Annotated in this window: 17 protein-coding genes; 13 read left to right on the top strand and 4 right to left on the bottom strand. The window is 62.7% G+C overall.

Translation table 11 applies throughout. The annotated features are described in order from the left end of the window. The first annotated feature begins 144 nt into the window (after positions 1-144). The gene (locus tag PST29_RS10110) at positions 145-324 is read left to right on the top strand and encodes a PA1571 family protein (protein WP_011060254.1); all 180 of its coding nucleotides are present in this window, start codon (positions 145-147) and stop codon (positions 322-324) included. A gap of 75 nt (positions 325-399) precedes the next feature. Here the strand turns inward: PST29_RS10110 and pdxB are convergent, their stop codons facing one another. Then, positions 400-1,542: a 4-phosphoerythronate dehydrogenase PdxB gene (pdxB, locus tag PST29_RS10105; protein WP_060838345.1), complete on the bottom strand. Its 1,143-nt coding sequence runs from the start codon at positions 1,540-1,542 to the stop codon at positions 400-402. 188 nt (positions 1,543-1,730) lie between these two features. Between pdxB and PST29_RS10100 the strand changes: the two genes are divergently transcribed. Continuing rightward, entirely contained in the window at positions 1,731-3,140 is a 1,410-nt protein-coding gene (locus tag PST29_RS10100) for an MATE family efflux transporter (protein ID WP_060842974.1), read from the top strand. Here PST29_RS10100 and tusA read toward each other — a convergent pair. Together tusA and rlmM are read right to left on the bottom strand one after the other, a co-directional pair. Further along, positions 3,137-3,388: a sulfurtransferase TusA gene (tusA, locus tag PST29_RS10095; protein WP_047302965.1), complete on the bottom strand. Its 252-nt coding sequence runs from the start codon at positions 3,386-3,388 to the stop codon at positions 3,137-3,139. The two genes, PST29_RS10100 and tusA, sit on opposite strands and share 4 nt — an antisense overlap. Before the next feature lie 188 nt (positions 3,389-3,576). After that, entirely contained in the window at positions 3,577-4,650 is a 1,074-nt protein-coding gene (rlmM, locus tag PST29_RS10090; protein WP_060838343.1) for a 23S rRNA (cytidine(2498)-2'-O)-methyltransferase RlmM, read from the bottom strand. Between the two features lie 208 nt (positions 4,651-4,858). On the opposite strand from rlmM, the gene acnA reads away from it, so the two are divergent. The 3 genes from acnA to PST29_RS10075 all read left to right on the top strand — a co-directional run bounded on the left by acnA (position 4,859) and on the right by PST29_RS10075 (position 10,351). Beyond that, on the top strand, positions 4,859-7,600 hold the full coding sequence (gene acnA / locus PST29_RS10085) for an aconitate hydratase AcnA (RefSeq protein WP_060842973.1): 2,742 nt from the start codon (positions 4,859-4,861) through the stop codon (positions 7,598-7,600). A 176-nt stretch (positions 7,601-7,776) separates the two neighbouring features. Beyond that, entirely contained in the window at positions 7,777-8,568 is a 792-nt protein-coding gene (locus tag PST29_RS10080; RefSeq protein WP_060842972.1) for a CPBP family intramembrane glutamic endopeptidase, read from the top strand. A gap of 217 nt (positions 8,569-8,785) precedes the next feature. Continuing rightward, on the top strand, positions 8,786-10,351 hold the full coding sequence (locus PST29_RS10075; protein WP_060838340.1) for a methyl-accepting chemotaxis protein: 1,566 nt from the start codon (positions 8,786-8,788) through the stop codon (positions 10,349-10,351). A 152-nt stretch (positions 10,352-10,503) separates the two neighbouring features. On the opposite strand, the gene PST29_RS10070 is transcribed toward PST29_RS10075, so the two are convergent. Then, complete coding sequence (locus tag PST29_RS10070; RefSeq protein ID WP_060842971.1) at positions 10,504-11,199, bottom strand: alpha/beta family hydrolase; 696 nt, start codon at positions 11,197-11,199, stop codon at positions 10,504-10,506. 99 nt (positions 11,200-11,298) lie between these two features. Between PST29_RS10070 and ccoN (PST29_RS10065) the strand changes: the two genes are divergently transcribed. From ccoN (PST29_RS10065) to ccoP (PST29_RS10030), 8 genes are all read left to right on the top strand, one after another. Then, positions 11,299-12,723, top strand: coding sequence for a cytochrome-c oxidase, cbb3-type subunit I (gene ccoN, locus PST29_RS10065; RefSeq protein WP_047302957.1), 1,425 nt, complete (start codon positions 11,299-11,301; stop codon positions 12,721-12,723). A 10-nt stretch (positions 12,724-12,733) separates the two neighbouring features. Beyond that, a complete protein-coding gene (ccoO, locus tag PST29_RS10060; protein ID WP_016967270.1) occupies positions 12,734-13,342 on the top strand; it encodes a cytochrome-c oxidase, cbb3-type subunit II in 609 nt (202 codons plus the stop codon). Between the two features lie 3 nt (positions 13,343-13,345). Then, positions 13,346-13,576, top strand: coding sequence for a cbb3-type cytochrome oxidase subunit 3 (locus PST29_RS10055; protein WP_047336150.1), 231 nt, complete (start codon positions 13,346-13,348; stop codon positions 13,574-13,576). Further along, positions 13,573-14,520, top strand: coding sequence for a cytochrome-c oxidase, cbb3-type subunit III (ccoP, locus tag PST29_RS10050; protein ID WP_060842970.1), 948 nt, complete (start codon positions 13,573-13,575; stop codon positions 14,518-14,520). Before PST29_RS10055 ends, ccoP (PST29_RS10050) begins: the two co-directional genes overlap by 4 nt. Positions 14,521-15,015: 495 nt before the next feature. Further along, entirely contained in the window at positions 15,016-16,458 is a 1,443-nt protein-coding gene (gene ccoN / locus PST29_RS10045; protein ID WP_011060241.1) for a cytochrome-c oxidase, cbb3-type subunit I, read from the top strand. Beyond that, positions 16,458-17,066, top strand: a complete 609-nt coding sequence (gene ccoO, locus PST29_RS10040; RefSeq protein ID WP_011060240.1) for a cytochrome-c oxidase, cbb3-type subunit II — start codon at positions 16,458-16,460, stop codon at positions 17,064-17,066. The genes ccoN (PST29_RS10045) and ccoO (PST29_RS10040) overlap by 1 nt, the downstream gene beginning before the upstream one ends. 5 nt (positions 17,067-17,071) lie before the next feature. Continuing rightward, on the top strand, positions 17,072-17,257 hold the full coding sequence (locus tag PST29_RS10035; RefSeq protein ID WP_011060239.1) for a CcoQ/FixQ family Cbb3-type cytochrome c oxidase assembly chaperone: 186 nt from the start codon (positions 17,072-17,074) through the stop codon (positions 17,255-17,257). Beyond that, on the top strand, positions 17,254-18,231 hold the full coding sequence (gene ccoP, locus PST29_RS10030; protein WP_016966607.1) for a cytochrome-c oxidase, cbb3-type subunit III: 978 nt from the start codon (positions 17,254-17,256) through the stop codon (positions 18,229-18,231). The genes PST29_RS10035 and ccoP (PST29_RS10030) overlap by 4 nt, the downstream gene beginning before the upstream one ends. Positions 18,232-18,380: the final 149 nt, after the last annotated feature.

The following is an 18,380-nucleotide window of genomic DNA, read 5'->3' as shown; positions in this document are numbered from 1 at the left end:
AGATTATCGGTCTAATCTGTGGCTGGCACTCCCTGGACATTTCTGGTGGAGTGAAGTGGCCGGGCCAGTCCTGGTGGCGGTCTGTAACAGCTTGGTCACCCGGCCATTCTAAAGTAAGCACACAACCTGATGAGGAGACAGGCCATGTCCTTGCAACACAGCAGCAATGACAAGATTCAAGTGATCCGTACCCAGCCGAACCAGTCTCTAGGGTGTGCCATCATCGACGCTCAGGGTCGCGAAGTACCTATTACTGAAGACATGATCCAGAACGCCTGCCGCGAACTGGAAAAGCGACTGGTCAAGCCTGCTCGGCAAGATTGACACACAGCCTCACGTCCTCTTGACCCGGCCTTATGGCCGGGTTTTTTATGCCCGCGCCCTGACTGCGAACCGGGTTCAGACTTGGCTGGCGCCCAGGGCCCTGACGATCCGGCTCAGCACCGGCGACTCCCCTTGAATCCGCACTTGCAGGCCGTCAACTTCGCGGCGCTCCGGGTAATGCTTGCGCAAGCCATCAAAAGCACTGCGCTGCCGGGCGACATCGTCCACCAGGCTGCGGCGCAAATCCGCATCATCACGGCGCGGGTCGTACACCGCCCGACAGATCATCGCCAAGGCCCAGGCCGGGTCGGCATTGGCATTGAGGCTCACCTGCGGCACCCAGGGCGCCGGCAGCAAGCTGGCCAGGCTGACCTGTTCGGCCTGACCGAGGAAGCGGCAATAAGCCTGGTAGATCTGTGCCGTGCCACGCTGCTTGCCGTCCAGGCTGTAACCGGCGATATGGGGCGTGGCCAGCACGCACAGGTCCGCCAGTTCGCGGTCCACGGTCGGCTCCTCTTCCCAGACATCCAGCACCGCCTGCAAATCCTCACGCTCAAGCAGGACTTCACGCAGCGCCCGGTTATCCACCACCGGACCGCGGGCGGCATTGATCAGCCAGGTGCCCTGCTTGAGCCGGTCCAGGCGCTGCCGGTCCAGCAGGTGCCAGGTGGCATGCTCGCCGTGGCGGGTCAGCGGGGTATGCAGGCTGATGACGTCGCAACGCTCGATCAACTGCTCCAGGCTGACATAGTCGCCGCCTTCTGCCGCCTGGCGTTGCGGATCACAGACCAGCACCTGCCAACCCAGGCCGCGCAGGACCTTGATCAGGCGCCCGCCAACTTCACCGGCCCCCACCACGCCATAACAGCGTTGCGCCAGGTCCGCCCCTTCGATCTCGGCCAGGGTCAACAGGCTGCCCAGCACATAGTCCACCACGCCCCGGGCATTGCAGCCCGGGGCACTGGACCAACTGATCCCGGCTTGCTGGAAGTAGTCCAGGTCCAGGTGATCGGTGCCAATGGTGCAGGTGCCGACAAAACGTACCGGACTGCCTTCCAGCAGTTGACGATCGACCTGGGTCACCGAGCGCACCAGCAGCACATCGGCCTGCTCCACGGCCGCCCGATCGATGGCGCGCCCGGGGAAGCGCCGAATCTCGCCAAAGCCGGCAAAGAACTCGTCAATCAGGGGAATATTTTCGTCGGCAACAATCAACATGGCAGGCTCCTCGTGCGGAGCCGCAGTGTAGGCGCAGATGCCAGGGCGAGCCAGCACCGCTTGAAGTCCAGCGCCCGTTTGCAGCGCAGGCGCCCTTACAAATCCACAACACTGGATTTTTTCCTGACCACCATGTCAACGAGTAGACTGTCGCGTCCTGCGCAACACACCTATGGACGCTCCGCCCCGTGAATTCCGTGACCGACACCCCTTCCAACACCGCCATCAGCCGCCCTGCCCGGGTCGGCCGTGAACTGCGGGACCTGCTGCAACTGGCCCTGCCCATCATGATTGCCCAGGTGGCCACCACCGCCATGGGCTTTGTCGACGCTGTGATGGCCGGCCGGGTCAGCTCGCGGGACCTGGCGGCCGTGGCCCTGGGCAACTCGATCTGGATTCCGGTGTTCCTGCTGATGACCGGCACCCTGCTGGCCACCACGCCCAAGGTGGCCCAGCGCTTTGGCGCCGGCAAGCTGCACGAGATCGGCCCGGTGGTACGCCAGGCCCTGTGGCTGGCCGTGGTGGCCGGGATCTCGGCGACCCTGATGCTGGTCAGCGCCGAACCGATCCTGCACCTGATGAACGTCGATCCCGAACTGATCAAGCCCTGCATGGGCTATCTGCACGGCATCGCCAGCGGCCTGCCGGCGGTGGCGCTGTACTACGTGCTGCGCTGCCTGAGCGACGGCCTGGGGCGCACGGTGCCGAGCATGGTCATCGGCCTGTGTGGCCTGGCCCTGAACATCCCCATCAACTACATCTTCATCTATGGCCACTTCGGCGTGCCGGCCATGGGTGGCGTGGGCTGTGGCTGGGCCACGGCCATCGTCATGTGGGCCATGATGCTGGGCATGGCCGGCTGGATTGGCTGGGCGCAGGCCTATCGCAAGATCCAGCTGTTCAGCCAGTTCGATTGGCCGCAAGGGGCAGTGATCGGTCGCCTGCTCAGCGTCGGCCTGCCCATTGGTATCGCGGTATTCGCCGAGTCGAGCATCTTCGCGGTGATCGCCCTGTTGATCGGCAGCCTGGGAGCCACGGTGGTGGCCGGACACCAGATCGCCCTCAACGTCAGCGCCCTGATGTTCATGATCCCCTACTCCCTGGCCATGGCCGTGACCGTGCGGGTCGGCCAGTCCCTGGGACGCCAGCAGCCGCGTGACGCACGCTTCAGCGCCGGGGTCGGCATGGGGGCGGCCCTGGCTTATGCCTGCCTGTCGGCGAGCCTGATGTTTCTGCTGCGCGAACCCATCGCCTCGATCTACACCAACGACCCGCTGGTGATCCAGGTCGCCTCGATGCTCATCGTCTACTCGGCGCTGTTCCAGTTCTCCGACGGCATCCAGGTCACCGCCGCCGGCGCACTGCGGGGCTATCAGGACACCCGGGTGACCATGATCCTGACCCTGTTCGCTTATTGGGGGATTGGCTTGCCGGTCGGCTACGCCCTGGGCCTGACCGACTGGTTCGGCCCGGCGCGTGGACCGAGCGGCTTGTGGGAAGGCTTGATTGCCGGCTTGACCTGCGCCGCGCTGATGCTGCTGATCCGCCTGACCCGCAGCGCGCGCAAGCAGATCCGCATCAGCCGTTCGGCCGGTTAGTCGAGCTTCTTGCGAATCCAGTAGAGATAGGTCCCGGCCTCTTCCTGCTGCGCCACCAGTTCGTGGTCGAGAAACACACAGAACTTGGGAATGTCACGGCGGGTGGAGGGGTCGGTGGCGATCACTTTCAACAGCCCGCCTGCCGGCAGGTCACGGATGTGCTGATGCAGCATCATCACCGGCTCGGGGCAATTGAGGCCGGTGGCGTCAAGGGTGCCGTCGACCGGCGTATCGATGATTTGACTCATGGTTCACTCCTGAAACAGGCGGGCATTGTCGCGCAATGGCGCCATAGGGTCATCTGTTGCCGTCGTTCCACAGCCCCGGTCCGTAGGAGCTGGCTTGCCAGCGAAGGCATCCTCACGCCTTGCACAGCTGTGGGGCCTTTTTCGCCGGCCAGCCGGCTCCTACCTGGAAGCGGGCGGTGTTGCGGGTACTACGCCGACTTGGGCTTTTTCACATCCAGGCGCCGCAGGTGGCAGGTCACTTCCTCGCGGTCGTGATACAGCTGCTTGCAGCCAATCGCCACGCGAATCCCCCGGGCCTTGAAGCCTTCTTCGATCCGCTCCAGCAGACGCTTCACTTCGGCGTAACGCTGCTTCATCGGCAGCTTCAGGTTGACCACTGCTTCGCGGCAATGGCCCTCCCCGATCCAGGTTTCCAGCAGCGCCGCGTTGCGCGCCGGCTTCTCGACGATGTCGCAGACCATCCAGTCCACCGGCTGCCGTGGCTTGAAGGTAAAGCCGTCCGCCATCAAGTGCTGCACCAGGCCGGTATCCATCAGGCTTTCGGCCATCGGACCATTGTCGACGGCAGTCACCAGCATGCCGCGATTGACCAGTTGCCAGGTCCAGCCTCCCGGCGCCGCCCCCAGGTCAACCCCGGTCATGTCGCTGTGCAGGCGCTCGTCCCATTGATCACGGGGGATGAAGTGATGCCAGGCCTCTTCCAGCTTCAGGGTCGAGCGGCTCGGCGCTTCCCGGGGGAATTTCAGCCGCGGTATGCCCATCGGCCACATGGCCGAGTTGCCGGCATCCGCCAGGCCGACAAAGACCTCGCGACCGCTCTTGAAGGTCAGCAACAAGCGTGGCTTGGCGGCATCCTCCACCAGCTTGCCGGCGGCGCTCAGGGCCTTGCGCAGCGGCCCTTCGAACTTCTTGCAGAAGTTAGACAGCTCCTTGCCGTCATTGGTATCCACCACTTCCAGCCACAGGCTGCCGCACTGGGGAAAAGCGGCCAGATAGGCCAGGATCACGCTGATGCGGTCGGTTTCCGGCAACTCGATGAAGCCGCCACGGGCCCACTGCCGGGGAAAGATCAGTTCCGAGAAACGCAACCCCTGCATCAGGCGCTGGGCGCCGTCGTCCTCGGTGCAGATGAACTCGGCGCAGGCGCTGCTGGGTTTGGCCTTGGCGTAGCCGGCGACATTCAAGCGAGCGGCGTGATCGGCGATCTCGGAGCAGACCTCGCCCTCGAAACCGGGCCGGCAGTGGATAAACAGGGTGTTCATTGAATCTCCTGGGCAAATGGCGACGAATCGATGCGCAAACCTGCCCTGTAGCAAAGCCTGTCACGAAAACCGGCGCATCATAACCGAGTTCGGAACCTTGGACTTGCGCCAGCAGTCCAGTGATTAGCCATAAGCCCCAAACAGAGCTAGGTTAACTCTCTGTCCGTATCACAGGCCCGTAGCCGTGCGGGCCACAAGGAGTCATTCAATGCCATCCCTCGATAGCCTGAAAACCCTTAAGACCCTGAAGGTCGATGACAAGACCTATCACTATTTCAGCCTGCCGGACGCCGCCAAAAGCCTGGGCGATATCGATGCCCTACCCATGTCGCTGAAAGTCCTGCTGGAAAACCTGCTGCGCTGGGAAGACGACAAGACCGTCACCGGCGCCGACCTCAAGGCCCTCGCCGCCTGGCTCAAGGAGCGCCGCTCCGACCGCGAGATCCAATACCGCCCGGCCCGGGTGCTGATGCAGGACTTCACCGGCGTGCCGGCGGTGGTCGACCTGGCCGCCATGCGTGCCGCCATGGCCAAGGCCGGCGGCGACCCGCAGCGGATCAATCCGCTGTCGCCGGTGGACCTGGTGATCGACCACTCGGTGATGGTGGACAAGTTCGCCAGCAGCAGCGCCTTCGAACAGAACGTCGACATCGAGATGCAGCGCAACGGCGAACGCTACGCCTTCCTGCGCTGGGGGCAGAGCGCCTTCGACAACTTCAGCGTGGTGCCGCCGGGTACCGGCATCTGCCATCAGGTCAACCTGGAATACCTGGGGCGCACGGTCTGGACCAAGGACGAGGACGGCCGCACCTACGCCTTCCCCGATACCCTGGTGGGCACCGACTCGCACACCACCATGATCAATGGCCTCGGAGTGCTGGGCTGGGGCGTGGGCGGCATCGAGGCAGAAGCGGCGATGCTCGGCCAGCCGGTGTCGATGCTGATTCCGGAAGTCATCGGCTTCAAGCTCACCGGCAAGCTCAAGGAAGGCATCACCGCCACCGACCTGGTGCTGACGGTGACCCAGATGCTGCGCAAAAAGGGCGTGGTGGGCAAATTCGTCGAGTTCTATGGCGATGGCCTGGCCGACCTGCCCCTGGCGGACCGCGCCACCATTGCCAACATGGCACCGGAATACGGCGCCACCTGCGGTTTCTTCCCGGTGGACGACATCACCCTGGATTACCTGCGCCTGTCCGGGCGCCCTGCCGAGCTGGTGAAGCTGGTGGAGGCCTACAGCAAGGCCCAGGGCCTGTGGCGCCTGCCGGGCAAGGAGCCGGTATTCACCGACAGCCTGGCCCTGGACATGGGCAGCGTCGAAGCCAGCCTCGCCGGACCGAAACGGCCGCAGGACCGGGTGGCGCTGCCCAACGTGGCCCAGGCTTTCAGCGACTTCCTCGACCTGCAGTTCAAACCCACCAGCAAGGAAGAAGGCCGCCTGGAAAGCGAGGGCGGCGGCGGTGTCGCCGTGGGCAACGCCGATCTGGTGGGCGAAGCCGATTACCTGGATGCAGGCCAGACCTATCGCCTGAAAAACGGCGCGGTGGTGATCGCCGCCATCACCTCCTGCACCAACACCTCCAACCCCAGCGTGATGATGGCCGCCGGACTGGTGGCAAAGAAAGCCGTGGAAAAGGGCCTGCAACGCAAGCCCTGGGTCAAGAGCTCCCTGGCTCCTGGCTCCAAGGTGGTGACCGACTACTACAAGGCCGCGGGCCTGACGCAATACCTGGACCAGTTGGGCTTCGACCTGGTGGGTTATGGCTGCACCACCTGCATCGGCAACTCCGGACCGCTGCAGGAGCCGATCGAAAAAGCCATTCAGCAGGCCGACCTCACCGTGGCTTCGGTGCTGTCGGGCAACCGCAACTTCGAGGGCCGGGTCCATCCTCTGGTCAAAACCAACTGGCTGGCCTCGCCGCCGCTGGTGGTGGCCTATGCCCTGGCCGGTACGGTGCGCATCGACCTCAGCAGCGAGCCCCTGGGGCACGGCAAGGACGGCCAGCCGGTATACCTGCGGGACATCTGGCCCAGCAGCCGGGAAATCGCCGACGCCGTGGCCCAGGTCAACACCCGGATGTTCCACAAGGAATACGCCGAAGTGTTTGCCGGTGATGCGCAGTGGCAAGCCATCGAAGTGCCGCAAGCGGCCACCTATGTCTGGCAGGACGACTCGACCTATATCCAGCACCCGCCATTCTTCGATGACATCGCCGGCCCGCTGCCGCAGATCACCGATGTCAGCGGCGCCCGGGTCCTGGCCCTGCTGGGGGACTCGGTGACCACCGACCACATCTCCCCGGCCGGCAATATCAAGGCCGACAGCCCGGCTGGCCGCTACCTGCGGGACAAGGGCGTGGAACCGCGGGACTTCAACTCCTACGGCTCACGGCGTGGCAACCACCAGGTGATGATGCGCGGCACCTTCGCCAACATCCGCATCCGCAACGAAATGCTCGGCGGCGAGGAAGGTGGCAACACCTTGTACATCCCCACCGGCGAGAAGCTGGCGATCTATGACGCAGCCATGCGCTACCAGGCCGACGGCACGCCGCTGGTAGTGATCGCCGGCCAGGAGTACGGCACCGGCTCCAGCCGCGACTGGGCGGCCAAGGGCACCAACCTGCTGGGGGTCAAGGCGGTGATCGCCGAAAGTTTCGAACGGATTCACCGCTCCAACCTGGTGGGCATGGGGGTCTTGCCCTTGCAGTTCAAGCTGGATCAGAACCGCAAGAGCCTGAAGCTCACCGGCAAGGAAACCCTGGACATCCTCGGTCTGAGCGATGTGGAACTGACACCGCGGATGAACCTGCCCCTGGTCATCACCCGCGAAGATGGCAGCCAGGAGAAAATCGAGGTGCTGTGCCGCATCGATACCTTGAATGAAGTGGAGTACTTCAAGTCCGGAGGGATCCTGCACTACGTGTTGCGGCAATTGATTGCATCCTGATCCGCCACGAAAACAGACACCGCCTCCGGGCGGTGTTTTTCGTCGGGCTGTCGAACAAAACGCAGCTGGTTATACTTGCCGCCCGCCGGAACTGACCCACCGGTCGCAAAAACGACTACAGATCCGGCGCTGGACGACGTCTCTGCAATACCCATTCTTCGCAACAAGGATTCCACATGACCGCTCTGCCATGGATGTATCTGGCACTCCTTTCTATTGGCTACGCACTGGCCCTGAGCTATGGCCAATTGGGACTGCTGGCTGTCCTTTCGATCCTCCTTCTGCTCTGTGCCGGCCTTGCCGTGCGCCAGCAACGCAGCCGGGTCGGCCAGTATCTGGGCCACGGCCTGTTCGTGGTGCTCGCCCTGGCCCTGGCCATGCACTGGCTGCCCGGCTTCTACAACGGCCGGGCCATCGACCCGCAACGTTTTACCGATGATGCCGTGCCGTTTTCCATGTACCTGAACCAGGACAAGCCGCTGATCGGTTTCTGGCTGCTGCTGGTGTGCCCGTGGATCGTTGGCCGACGCTCGTTGCGCCTGTCGCTGTATGCCACCGCCGTGGCCCTGACCCTGTGCGCCGTGGCTGCGCTGGGTGGCGCACTGCTGCTGGGGATCATCAGTTGGGCGCCGAAATGGCCGGATCAGGCCTGGCTGTGGGTGCTCAACAACCTGCTGCTGGTGACCCTGGTGGAGGAAGCGCTGTTCCGTGGCTATATCCAGGGCGGTCTTAGCCGACGCTTCAAGGCGCTGCCCTACGGCGAGAACCTGGCGCTGCTATGCGCAGCCCTGCTGTTCGGCCTGGTCCACCTGGGCGCGGGGTGGCAATGGACCCTACTGGCGGGCATCGCCGGGGTCGGCTACGGTCTGGCCTATCGTTTTGGCGGCCTGAGCGCGGCGATTGCCACTCATTTCGGTCTCAATCTGCTGCATTTCGGCTTGTTCACCTATCCGATGCTGGCCGGATAAGCGGCCGGTTATTTAGCCAAACCAGTACTTCAGAAGTATTGACTGCCAAGGAAGAAGGTCAATGATTAGCCCCTCGCCAACGCCTGCTGAAACCCGCAGGCGTTTTTTGCAAGCGACACATTCTGCCAATAAGACCCAGAGCCGATTATTGAAAAATAATTTCAATAATCGGTTGAAGCGGCCGACAACCCATCAAAGCCTTGCGGATTGAAAAACCATGCGTAATAACCAGCCTGTCACTCAGCGCGAACGTACCTTCCCGGCTCAACAACGGTTGATTTCCACCACCGACGCCAAAGGCGTGATCACCTACTGCAACGACGCCTTTGTCGAGATCAGTGGGTTCTCCCGTGAAGAACTGGTTCGCGCACCGCACAACCTGGTACGTCACCCCGATGTGCCGGCGGCGGTGTTTGCGCACATGTGGGGCACCTTGAAACAAGGCTTGCCATGGATGGGCATCGTCAAGAACCGCTGCAAGACCGGCGACCACTACTGGGTCAACGCCTATGTAACGCCGGTGTTCGAAGGCAACCAGGTGGTGGGCTACGAGTCGGTACGGGTGAAACCCACCGCCGAGCAGGTACGCCGCGCCGAAGCCCTCTACCAACGCATCAACACCGGCAAGTCAGCCATTCCCAAGCGTGACAAGTGGTTACCGGTGCTGCAGGACTGGCTGCCGTTCATTCTGGTCAGCCAACTGAGCTTCATGATCGGCGCCTGGCTCAACTCCCATTGGGGCTTTGCCCTGGCTGCGGCGCTCTCGGTACCGCTGGGCCTGCTGGGCCTGAGCTGGCAGCAACGCGGCCTCAAGCGCCTGTTGCGCCTGGCCGAGCAGACCACTTCCGACCCGCTGATCGCCCAGATGTACACCGACAGCCGCGGCGCTCAGGCACGCCTGGAAATGTCGATCCTGAGCCAGGAAGCGCGCCTGAAGACCTGCCTGACCCGCCTGCAGGACACCGCCGAGCATCTCAACGAGCAGGCTCGTCAATCCGATACCCTGGCCCACAACAGCTCCAGCGGCCTGGAACGTCAGCGGGTCGAGACCGAGCAGGTGGCTACTGCGGTCAACCAGATGGCCGCCACCACCCAGGAAGTGGCCAGCCACGTGCAACGCACCGCCGACGCCACCCAGGAAGCCAATCGCCTCACCGGTCGTGGCCGGGACATCGCCGGGGAAACCCGCGAAGCCATCCAGCGCCTGTCGGTGGTGGTGGGCGAAACCGGCCTGACCGTGACCCAGCTGGCCAAGGACAGCGACGAGATCGGCGGCGTGGTGGACGTGATCAAGGGCATCGCCGACCAGACCAACCTGCTGGCATTGAACGCGGCCATCGAAGCGGCACGCGCCGGAGAAATGGGTCGCGGCTTTGCCGTGGTCGCCGATGAAGTGCGCCAGTTGGCCCAGCGCACCAGCGAGTCCACCGGGCAGATCCACACCCTGATCGCCAAGCTGCAGCAAACCGCCGCCACTGCCGTGCAGACCATGGACGCCGGTCATCGCCAGGCCGAAGAAGGCGTGGCCCGAGTCCTGGAAGCCGACCAGGCGCTGGTGGGCATCAGCGAAGCGGTCGCCAATATCACCGACATGACCACCCAGATCGCTGCCGCCACCGAAGAGCAAAGCTCGGTGGCCGAAGAGATCAGCCGCAATATCAGCACCATCGCGCAACTGGCGGACCAGACTTCGGAGCAGGCCCAGCACTCGGCCGCACTCAGCGAAGCCCTGACCCTCACCGCACACACCCAGTACTCGCTGGTGGAGCGTTTCAACCGTTAAGCCCGCCCGGGCTGGCGAGAAAAACCGCAAGCTCCGGCTTGCGGTTTTTTTATGCCCGCGAAGCCGCCCAACGACCGTGGGAGCGAACTTGCTCGCGATAAGTCTTCAGAGGTTCGAGGGCCGGGTTCGCGAGCAAGCTCGCTCCTACAGGATCAGGCCAGTGTTTGCAGGAACGCCGCGACCTTGGCCGACGCAGACTCCAGATGCTGCTCATGGGTGAAGCCTGAGGCCTTCAGGGGCTTGAGATCGTGATCAGCGGCCGCCAGCCAGTACAGCTCGATACTGGGCGCCAGCGAGTAGGCTTCGACCGCCTGGCGATTGCCCAGGGCATCACGCTCGCCCTGCACGATCAGGCTCGGCGTCGCCAGTTCGGCCAGGTGCGCCACCCGCGGCTTCTCCGGCTTGCCCGCGGCATAGAAGGGATAACCCAGGCACACCAGGGCGTCGGCCGCCAGTTCGTCGGCCAGCAGGCTGGCCATGCGCCCGCCCATGGACTTGCCGCCCAGCGCCAGGACCCCAGTGACATAAGGTCGCACCAGAGCATGCACCTCACGCCAGCATTCCAGGAGTTTGCTCGCCGGGTTGGGCGGCCGCTTGCCGCCGTCCAGGCGCCGCTGGGCCATGTAGGGAAACTCGAAGCGCAAGACGTTCACCCCATGCCCGGCAAGGCGTGCAGCGATGTCGTTCATGAACCCGCTGTCCATCGGCGCGCCGGCACCGTGGGCCAGGATCAGCGTCGGTGCTTGCAACGGGTCGGCAACAGCGGCGACCTCCCATAACCAGCCGCGCTCCTGCACGCACTGCGCCCATTGATCCCCGTCAATACTGGCCTTGTGCTCATTGCTCATGCTTGCCTCGCTTTTAGTCTGCCTATAACTCCAGACGAAGTGAGCGCGCCTTGCCGTGCGCAGTCGCTTTCACTTCAGCTGAACCGTGGATGGGGAACCATGAACACTTCTATCAGTACCGCCTACAACTACAAGGTGGTCCGCCAATTCGCCATTATGACGGTGGTGTGGGGCATCGTCGGCATGGGGCTCGGGGTTTTTCTCGCTGCCCAGTTGGTCTGGCCTGAACTCAACTTCGACCTACCGTGGACCAGCTTCGGCCGTCTACGTCCGTTGCACACCAACGCCGTGATCTTCGCCTTTGGTGGCTGCGCGCTGTTTGCCAGCTCGTTCTACTCGGTGCAACGCACCTGCCAGACTCAGCTGTTCGCGCCGAAAATCGCCGCGTTCTGCTTCTGGGGCTGGCAACTGGTCATCCTCCTGGCGGCCATCAGCCTGCCATTGGGCTACACCAGCTCCAAGGAATACGCCGAACTGGAATGGCCGATCGATATCCTGATCACCATTGTCTGGGTGGCCTACGCCATCGTGTTCTTCGGCACCCTGATGCAGCGCAAGACCAAGCACATCTATGTGGGTAACTGGTTCTTCGGCGCCTTCATCATCACCGTGGCCATCCTGCACATCGTCAACAACCTGGAACTGCCGGTCAGCTTCACCAAGTCCTACTCGGTGTATGCCGGTGCGACCGATGCGATGGTGCAATGGTGGTACGGCCACAACGCCGTGGGCTTCTTCCTGACCGCGGGCTTCCTGGGGATGATGTACTACTTCGTACCCAAGCAGGCCGAGCGTCCGGTGTACTCCTACCGCTTGTCCATCGTGCACTTCTGGGCATTGATCACCCTGTACATCTGGGCCGGTCCGCACCACCTGCACTACACCGCGCTGCCGGACTGGGCTCAGTCGCTGGGCATGGTGATGTCGCTGGTACTGCTGGCGCCAAGCTGGGGCGGCATGATCAACGGCATGATGACCCTCTCGGGCGCCTGGCATAAGCTGCGCAGCGACCCGATCCTGCGCTTCCTGGTGGTGTCCCTGGCGTTCTACGGCATGTCGACCTTCGAAGGTCCGATGATGGCGATCAAGACCGTCAACGCCCTCTCGCACTACACCGACTGGACCATCGGCCACGTACACGCCGGCGCTCTGGGCTGGGTAGCGATGATCTCCATCGGCGCCCTGTACCACCTGATCCCGAAAGTCTTCGGCCGCGAGCAGATGTACAGCGTCGGCCTGATCAACACCCACTTCTGGCTCGCCACCATCGGCACCGTGCTCTACATCGCCTCGATGTGGGTCAACGGTATCGCCCAGGGCCTGATGTGGCGTGCGGTCAACGAAGACGGCACCCTCACCTACTCCTTCGTCGAAACCCTGGTGGCCAGCCACCCAGGCTTCATCGTGCGACTGGTCGGTGGTGCGATCTTCCTCAGCGGCATGTTCCTGATGGCTTACAACACCTGGCGCACCGTGCGTGCCGCAGTGCCAGCCGAAGTTAACGCCGCTGCGCAGATGGCCTGAGGAGTCCGCAATGAAACACGAAACGATTGAAAAAAACGTCGGCCTGCTGATGCTGCTGATGGTCTTCGCGGTGAGCATCGGCGGTCTGACCCAGATCGTCCCACTGTTCTTCCAGGACGTCACCAACAAGCCGGTGGAAGGCATGAAGCCCTACACCGCGCTGCAACTGGAAGGCCGCGACATCTACATCCGCGAAGGCTGCGTACAGTGCCACTCGCAGATGATCCGTCCGTTCCGCGCCGAAACCGAACGTTATGGCCACTACTCGGTGGCCGGTGAGAGCGTCTGGGACCATCCGTTCCTGTGGGGCTCCAAGCGTACCGGTCCGGACCTGGCCCGAGTGGGCGGCCGCTACTCCGATGACTGGCACCGCGCGCACCTGTACAACCCGCGCAACGTCGTGCCCGAGTCGAAGATGCCGGCTTATCCGTGGCTGGTGAACGCACCGGTGGATAGCAGCCATACCGAAACCAAGCTCAAGGTCATGCGCACCCTGGGTGTGCCGTACACCGACGAAGACATCGCCGGCGCTACCGCCACGCTCAAGGGCAAGACCGAGATGGACGCCCTGGTGTCCTACCTGCAAGTGCTTGGCACTGCGATCAAGAGCAAGAGGTGAGCCATGGGTTTTGAACTCGATAGCGGCATGATCCGCGGGCTCGGGACCCTGGTGGTGATGATCGCCTTCGTCGGCCTGTCGATCTGGGTGTTCAACTCAAAACGCAATCCCGAGTTTGCCCAGGCACGCCTGCTGCCCTTCGCCGACGACCCGATGCCGGGTACGGCACCGGCCGGCAACACAACTGATGACGCTCAACCTCAAGAGCCTGCAACAAGGAGCATTCGGCCATGACCACCTTCTGGAGTACGTGGATCTGCGTACTGACCATCGGCAGCCTGATCGGCCTGACCTGGCTGCTGGTCGGCACCCGCAAGGGTGAAACCAAGGGCAGCGTGGACCAGACCATGGGCCACGCCTTCGATGGCATCGAGGAGTACGACAACCCCCTGCCGCAATGGTGGTTCCTGCTGTTCGCCGGGACCCTGGTGTTTTCCGTGGGCTACCTGATCCTCTACCCGGGTCTGGGTAACTGGAAAGGCATCCTGCCGGGCTATGAAGACGGCTGGACCCAGACCAAGGAATGGGAAAAGGAAATGGCCAAGGCCGACGTGAAATTTGGGCCGATCTTCGCCAAATTCGCGGCCATGCCCGTGGAAGAAGTAGCCAAGGACCCGCAAGCACTGAAGATGGGCGGACGCCTGTTCGCGTCCAACTGCTCGGTGTGCCACGGCTCTGACGCCAAGGGTGCCTTCGGCTTCCCCAACCTGGCAGACGACAACTGGCGCTGGGGCGGCAGTGCCGACACCATCAAGGCCACCATCATGGGCGGCCGCATGGCGGCCATGCCGGCCTGGGGTGACGTGCTCAAGGAAGCAGGCGTGAAGAACGTAGCGGCTTATGTCCGTCACGAACTGGCCGGTCTGCCCCTGCCTGCCGACAGCGATGCCGACCTGGTAGCCGGACAGCAAGCGTTCAGCACCACCTGCGTAGCCTGCCACGGCGCCAACGGCAAGGGCACCCAGATCATGGGCGCGCCCGACCTGACCCAGCCGGCCGGCTTCATCTACGGCACCAGCCTCGCGCAACTGCAACAGACCATCCGTCATGGTCGCCAGGGCCACATGCCAGCGCAGAGCGAATTGCTCGGCAATGACAAGGTGCAACTGCTGGCCGCCTACGTGTACAGCCTGTCCCACAACAGCAGCAACAAGCCACAAGCTGAAAGCGACAAGTAAGGGATCAACGGCAAGCTGCGAGATTTCACTTGCAGCTTGCCGCTTGAAACTTTCCCCCCGCCTCTTTGCGACCAAGTGTCGCACCCTCTCTCCCCCCTTCGTTTGCACTCATCCGATTCAGGTCTAAGCTTGCCCCGATGGGGACTGGCAAGGGCTGGTCACAGGCCAACGGTATCCGTGACGTTCGAAGCTTCTGCTCGATGACAGGCCGCAAAGGCTGGTTTATACCGGCTGTCGACTCGCTTACCGCCTGTCAGCTGATCCATCAGCTTCCACACACCCGGTTACAACCAACCTGACACCCCCCGAATCCTGTCCACTGCGACAGTCTGTCCGAGGGCATTTTTTGTCCCTACTCGGCATAGGGAAAGGCCGCAGAATCAGGCATGGAACGCATTGACCCAGGTCATGGCGCGTTGCAATGACCCCCTGCTTTCTCCATACTTGCGGCCGATTTTTATCCCTAATAAAACACCCAAACCGTGGAACCTTAGAATGAGCACAGCAATCAGTCCGACTGCTTATAACTATAAGGTAGTCCGCCAGTTCGCCATCATGACGGTGGTCTGGGGGATCCTTGGCATGGGGCTCGGTGTCTTCATCGCGTCGCAACTGGTCTGGCCGGAGTTGAACTTCGGTCTGCCATGGACGACCTTTGGACGCCTGCGCCCGCTGCACACCAACCTGGTGATCTTCGCCTTCGGTGGATGTGCATTGTTTGCCACCTCTTACTATGTCGTGCAGCGAACCTGCCAGACGCGACTGATTTCCGACAGCCTCGCGGCCTTCACCTTCTGGGGCTGGCAAGCGGTGATCGTCGGTGCGATCGTGACCCTGCCCCTGGGTTACACCACCACCAAGGAATACGCCGAACTGGAATGGCCCCTGGCTATCCTGCTGGCGATCGTCTGGGTCACCTACGGCCTGGTGTTCTTTGGCACCATCACCAAGCGCAAGACCAAGCACATCTATGTCGGTAACTGGTTCTACGGTGCCTTCATCGTGGTGACCGCGATGCTGCACATCGTCAACCACGCTTCCCTGCCGGTCAGCTTCTTCAAGTCCTACTCGGCCTACGCCGGTGCGACTGACGCGATGATCCAGTGGTGGTACGGCCACAACGCCGTGGGCTTCTTCCTGACCACCGGTTTCCTGGGGATGATGTACTACTTCGTACCCAAGCAGGCCGAGCGTCCGATCTACTCGTATCGCCTGTCCATCGTGCACTTCTGGGCGCTGATCACCCTGTACATCTGGGCCGGTCCGCACCACCTGCACTACACCGCGCTGCCGGACTGGGCCCAGTCCCTGGGCATGGCCATGTCGATCATCCTGCTGGCTCCGAGCTGGGGCGGCATGATCAACGGCATGATGACCCTCTCGGGCGCCTGGCATAAGCTGCGCACCGACCCGATCCTGCGCTTCCTGGTGGTGTCCCTGGCGTTCTACGGCATGTCGACCTTCGAAGGTCCGATGATGGCGATCAAGACCGTCAACTCGCTGTCCCACTACACCGACTGGACCATCGGCCACGTACACGCCGGCGCTCTGGGCTGGGTAGCGATGATCTCCATCGGCGCCCTGTACCACCTGATCCCGAAAGTCTTCGGTCGTCAGCAAATGCACAGCATCGGCCTGATCAACACCCACTTCTGGCTGGCTACCATCGGTACCGTGCTGTACATCGCCTCGATGTGGGTCAACGGCATTACCCAAGGCCTGATGTGGCGCGCCATCAACGACGACGGCACCCTCACCTACTCCTTCGTCGAAGCGCTGCAAGCCAGCCACCCGGGCTTCATCGTCCGCGCTCTGGGCGGTGCGTTCTTCGCCACCGGCATGCTGATCATGGCGTACAACGTGTTCCGCACCGTTCGCGCCTCGAACCCGGCTGAAGCTGAAGCCGCCGCTCAGATCGCTGTAGTTGGAGCTCACTGATGAAGCACGAAGTAGTCGAGAAGAACATTGGCCTGCTGGCCTTCTTCATGGTCATCGCCGTCAGCATCGGCGGCCTGACCCAGATCGTCCCGCTGTTCTTCCAGGACGTCACCAACAAGCCGGTGGAAGGCATGAAGCCGCGCACCGCGCTGGAACTGGAAGGCCGCGACGTGTACATCGCCAACGGCTGTGTCGGCTGCCACTCGCAGATGATCCGTCCGTTCCGCGCCGAAACCGAACGTTATGGTCACTACTCGGTGGCCGGTGAAAGCGTCTGGGACCACCCGTTCCTGTGGGGCTCCAAGCGTACCGGTCCGGACCTGGCCCGAGTGGGCGGTCGTTACTCCGATGACTGGCAGCGTGCGCACTTGTACAACCCGCGCAACGTCGTCCCCGAGTCGAAGATGCCGGCTTATCCGTTCCTCGTAGAAAACAAGCTCGACGGCAAAGACACCGCGAAGAAAATGGAAGTCTTGCGCACGCTCGGCGTCCCTTACACCGACGAAGACATCGCCGGCGCCAAGGATGCTGTGAAGGGCAAAACCGAAATGGACGCGCTGGTGGCCTATCTGCAAGGCCTGGGCACCATCATCAAAAGCAAACGGTGATCTAGATGGATATCGGGATGATTCGTGGCCTGGGCACCCTTGTTGTGATGGTGGCCTTCATCGGTTTGGCGCTCTGGGTGTTCAGCCCCAAGCGCAAGTCCGAGTTTGAAGACGCAACCTTGCTGCCGTTCGCGGATGATCCCGACGCCATCAAGCACGTCGAGCAAGCTTCTAGGAGTAACAAAGAATGACTACGTTCTGGAGTCTGTACGTCACAGTCCTCAGTCTGGGTACCATCTTCGCCCTGACCTGGCTGCTGCTGTCGACCCGCAAGGGCCAGCGCGCCGAGCAGACCGACGAGACGGTCGGCCACTCCTTCGACGGGATCGAGGAGTACGACAACCCGCTGCCGAAATGGTGGTTCATGCTGTTCGTCGGCACCATCGTCTTCGCCCTGGGTTACTTGGTGCTGTACCCGGGCCTGGGCAACTGGAAAGGCGTCCTGCCGGGCTACAACTACCTCGATAACGAGAAGCAGACCCCATTCGCCAACGGCCAGTCCGGCTGGACCGGCGTGCACGAGTGGGAAAAGGAAATGGCCAAGTCGGACGCCAAGTTCGGTCCGATCTTCGCCAAGTACGCTGCCATGCCTATCGAGGAAGTCGCCAAGGACCCGCAAGCCCTGAAAATGGGCGGTCGCCTGTTCGCTTCCAACTGCTCGGTCTGCCACGGCTCCGACGCCAAGGGCGCCTACGGCTTCCCCAACCTGACCGACGCCGACTGGCGCTGGGGCGGCGAGCCGGAAACCATCAAGGCCACCATCATGGGCGGTCGCCACGCGGTGATGCCGGCCTGGCTGGACGTGATCAAGGAGCAAGGCGTCAGCGACGTTGCCGCCTATGTCCTGACCAACCTTGATGGCCGCAAGCTGCCGGAAGGCATCAAGGCCGACCCGGTCAATGGGCAGAAGCTGTTCGCCGCCAACTGTGCGGTCTGCCACGGTCCGGAAGGCAAAGGCACCCCTGCGATGGGCGCGCCTAACCTGACCCACCCGGCAGCCTTCATCTACGGTTCGAGCTTTGCGCAACTGCAGCAGACCATTCGTTACGGCCGCCAGGGCGTGATGCCTGCGCAGGAACAACTGCAAGGCAACGACAAGGTTCACCTGCTGGCCGCTTATGTCTACAGCCTGTCCCACGGTGACAAGCAGGCCGACGCCGAGTAAGACCGACGCCTGAAAGCAACACCCGACGGCCCCGCCAATGAGAATTGGCGGGGCCGTTTTGTTTACGCCTTACATCGGTTTGCCCCGGCAGAAGATTGCTCCTGGCAGCAACCAGGTAGTAACGCTCCTACATTGAGTGCTTCAAGCAG

The sequence above is a fragment of the Pseudomonas sp. St29 genome, from assembly GCF_001547915.1.
GTDB lineage: Bacteria > Pseudomonadota > Gammaproteobacteria > Pseudomonadales > Pseudomonadaceae > Aquipseudomonas.
The sequence above is the reverse complement of the archived record's forward strand: the minus strand, read 5'-3'. Positions and strand labels throughout refer to the sequence as shown.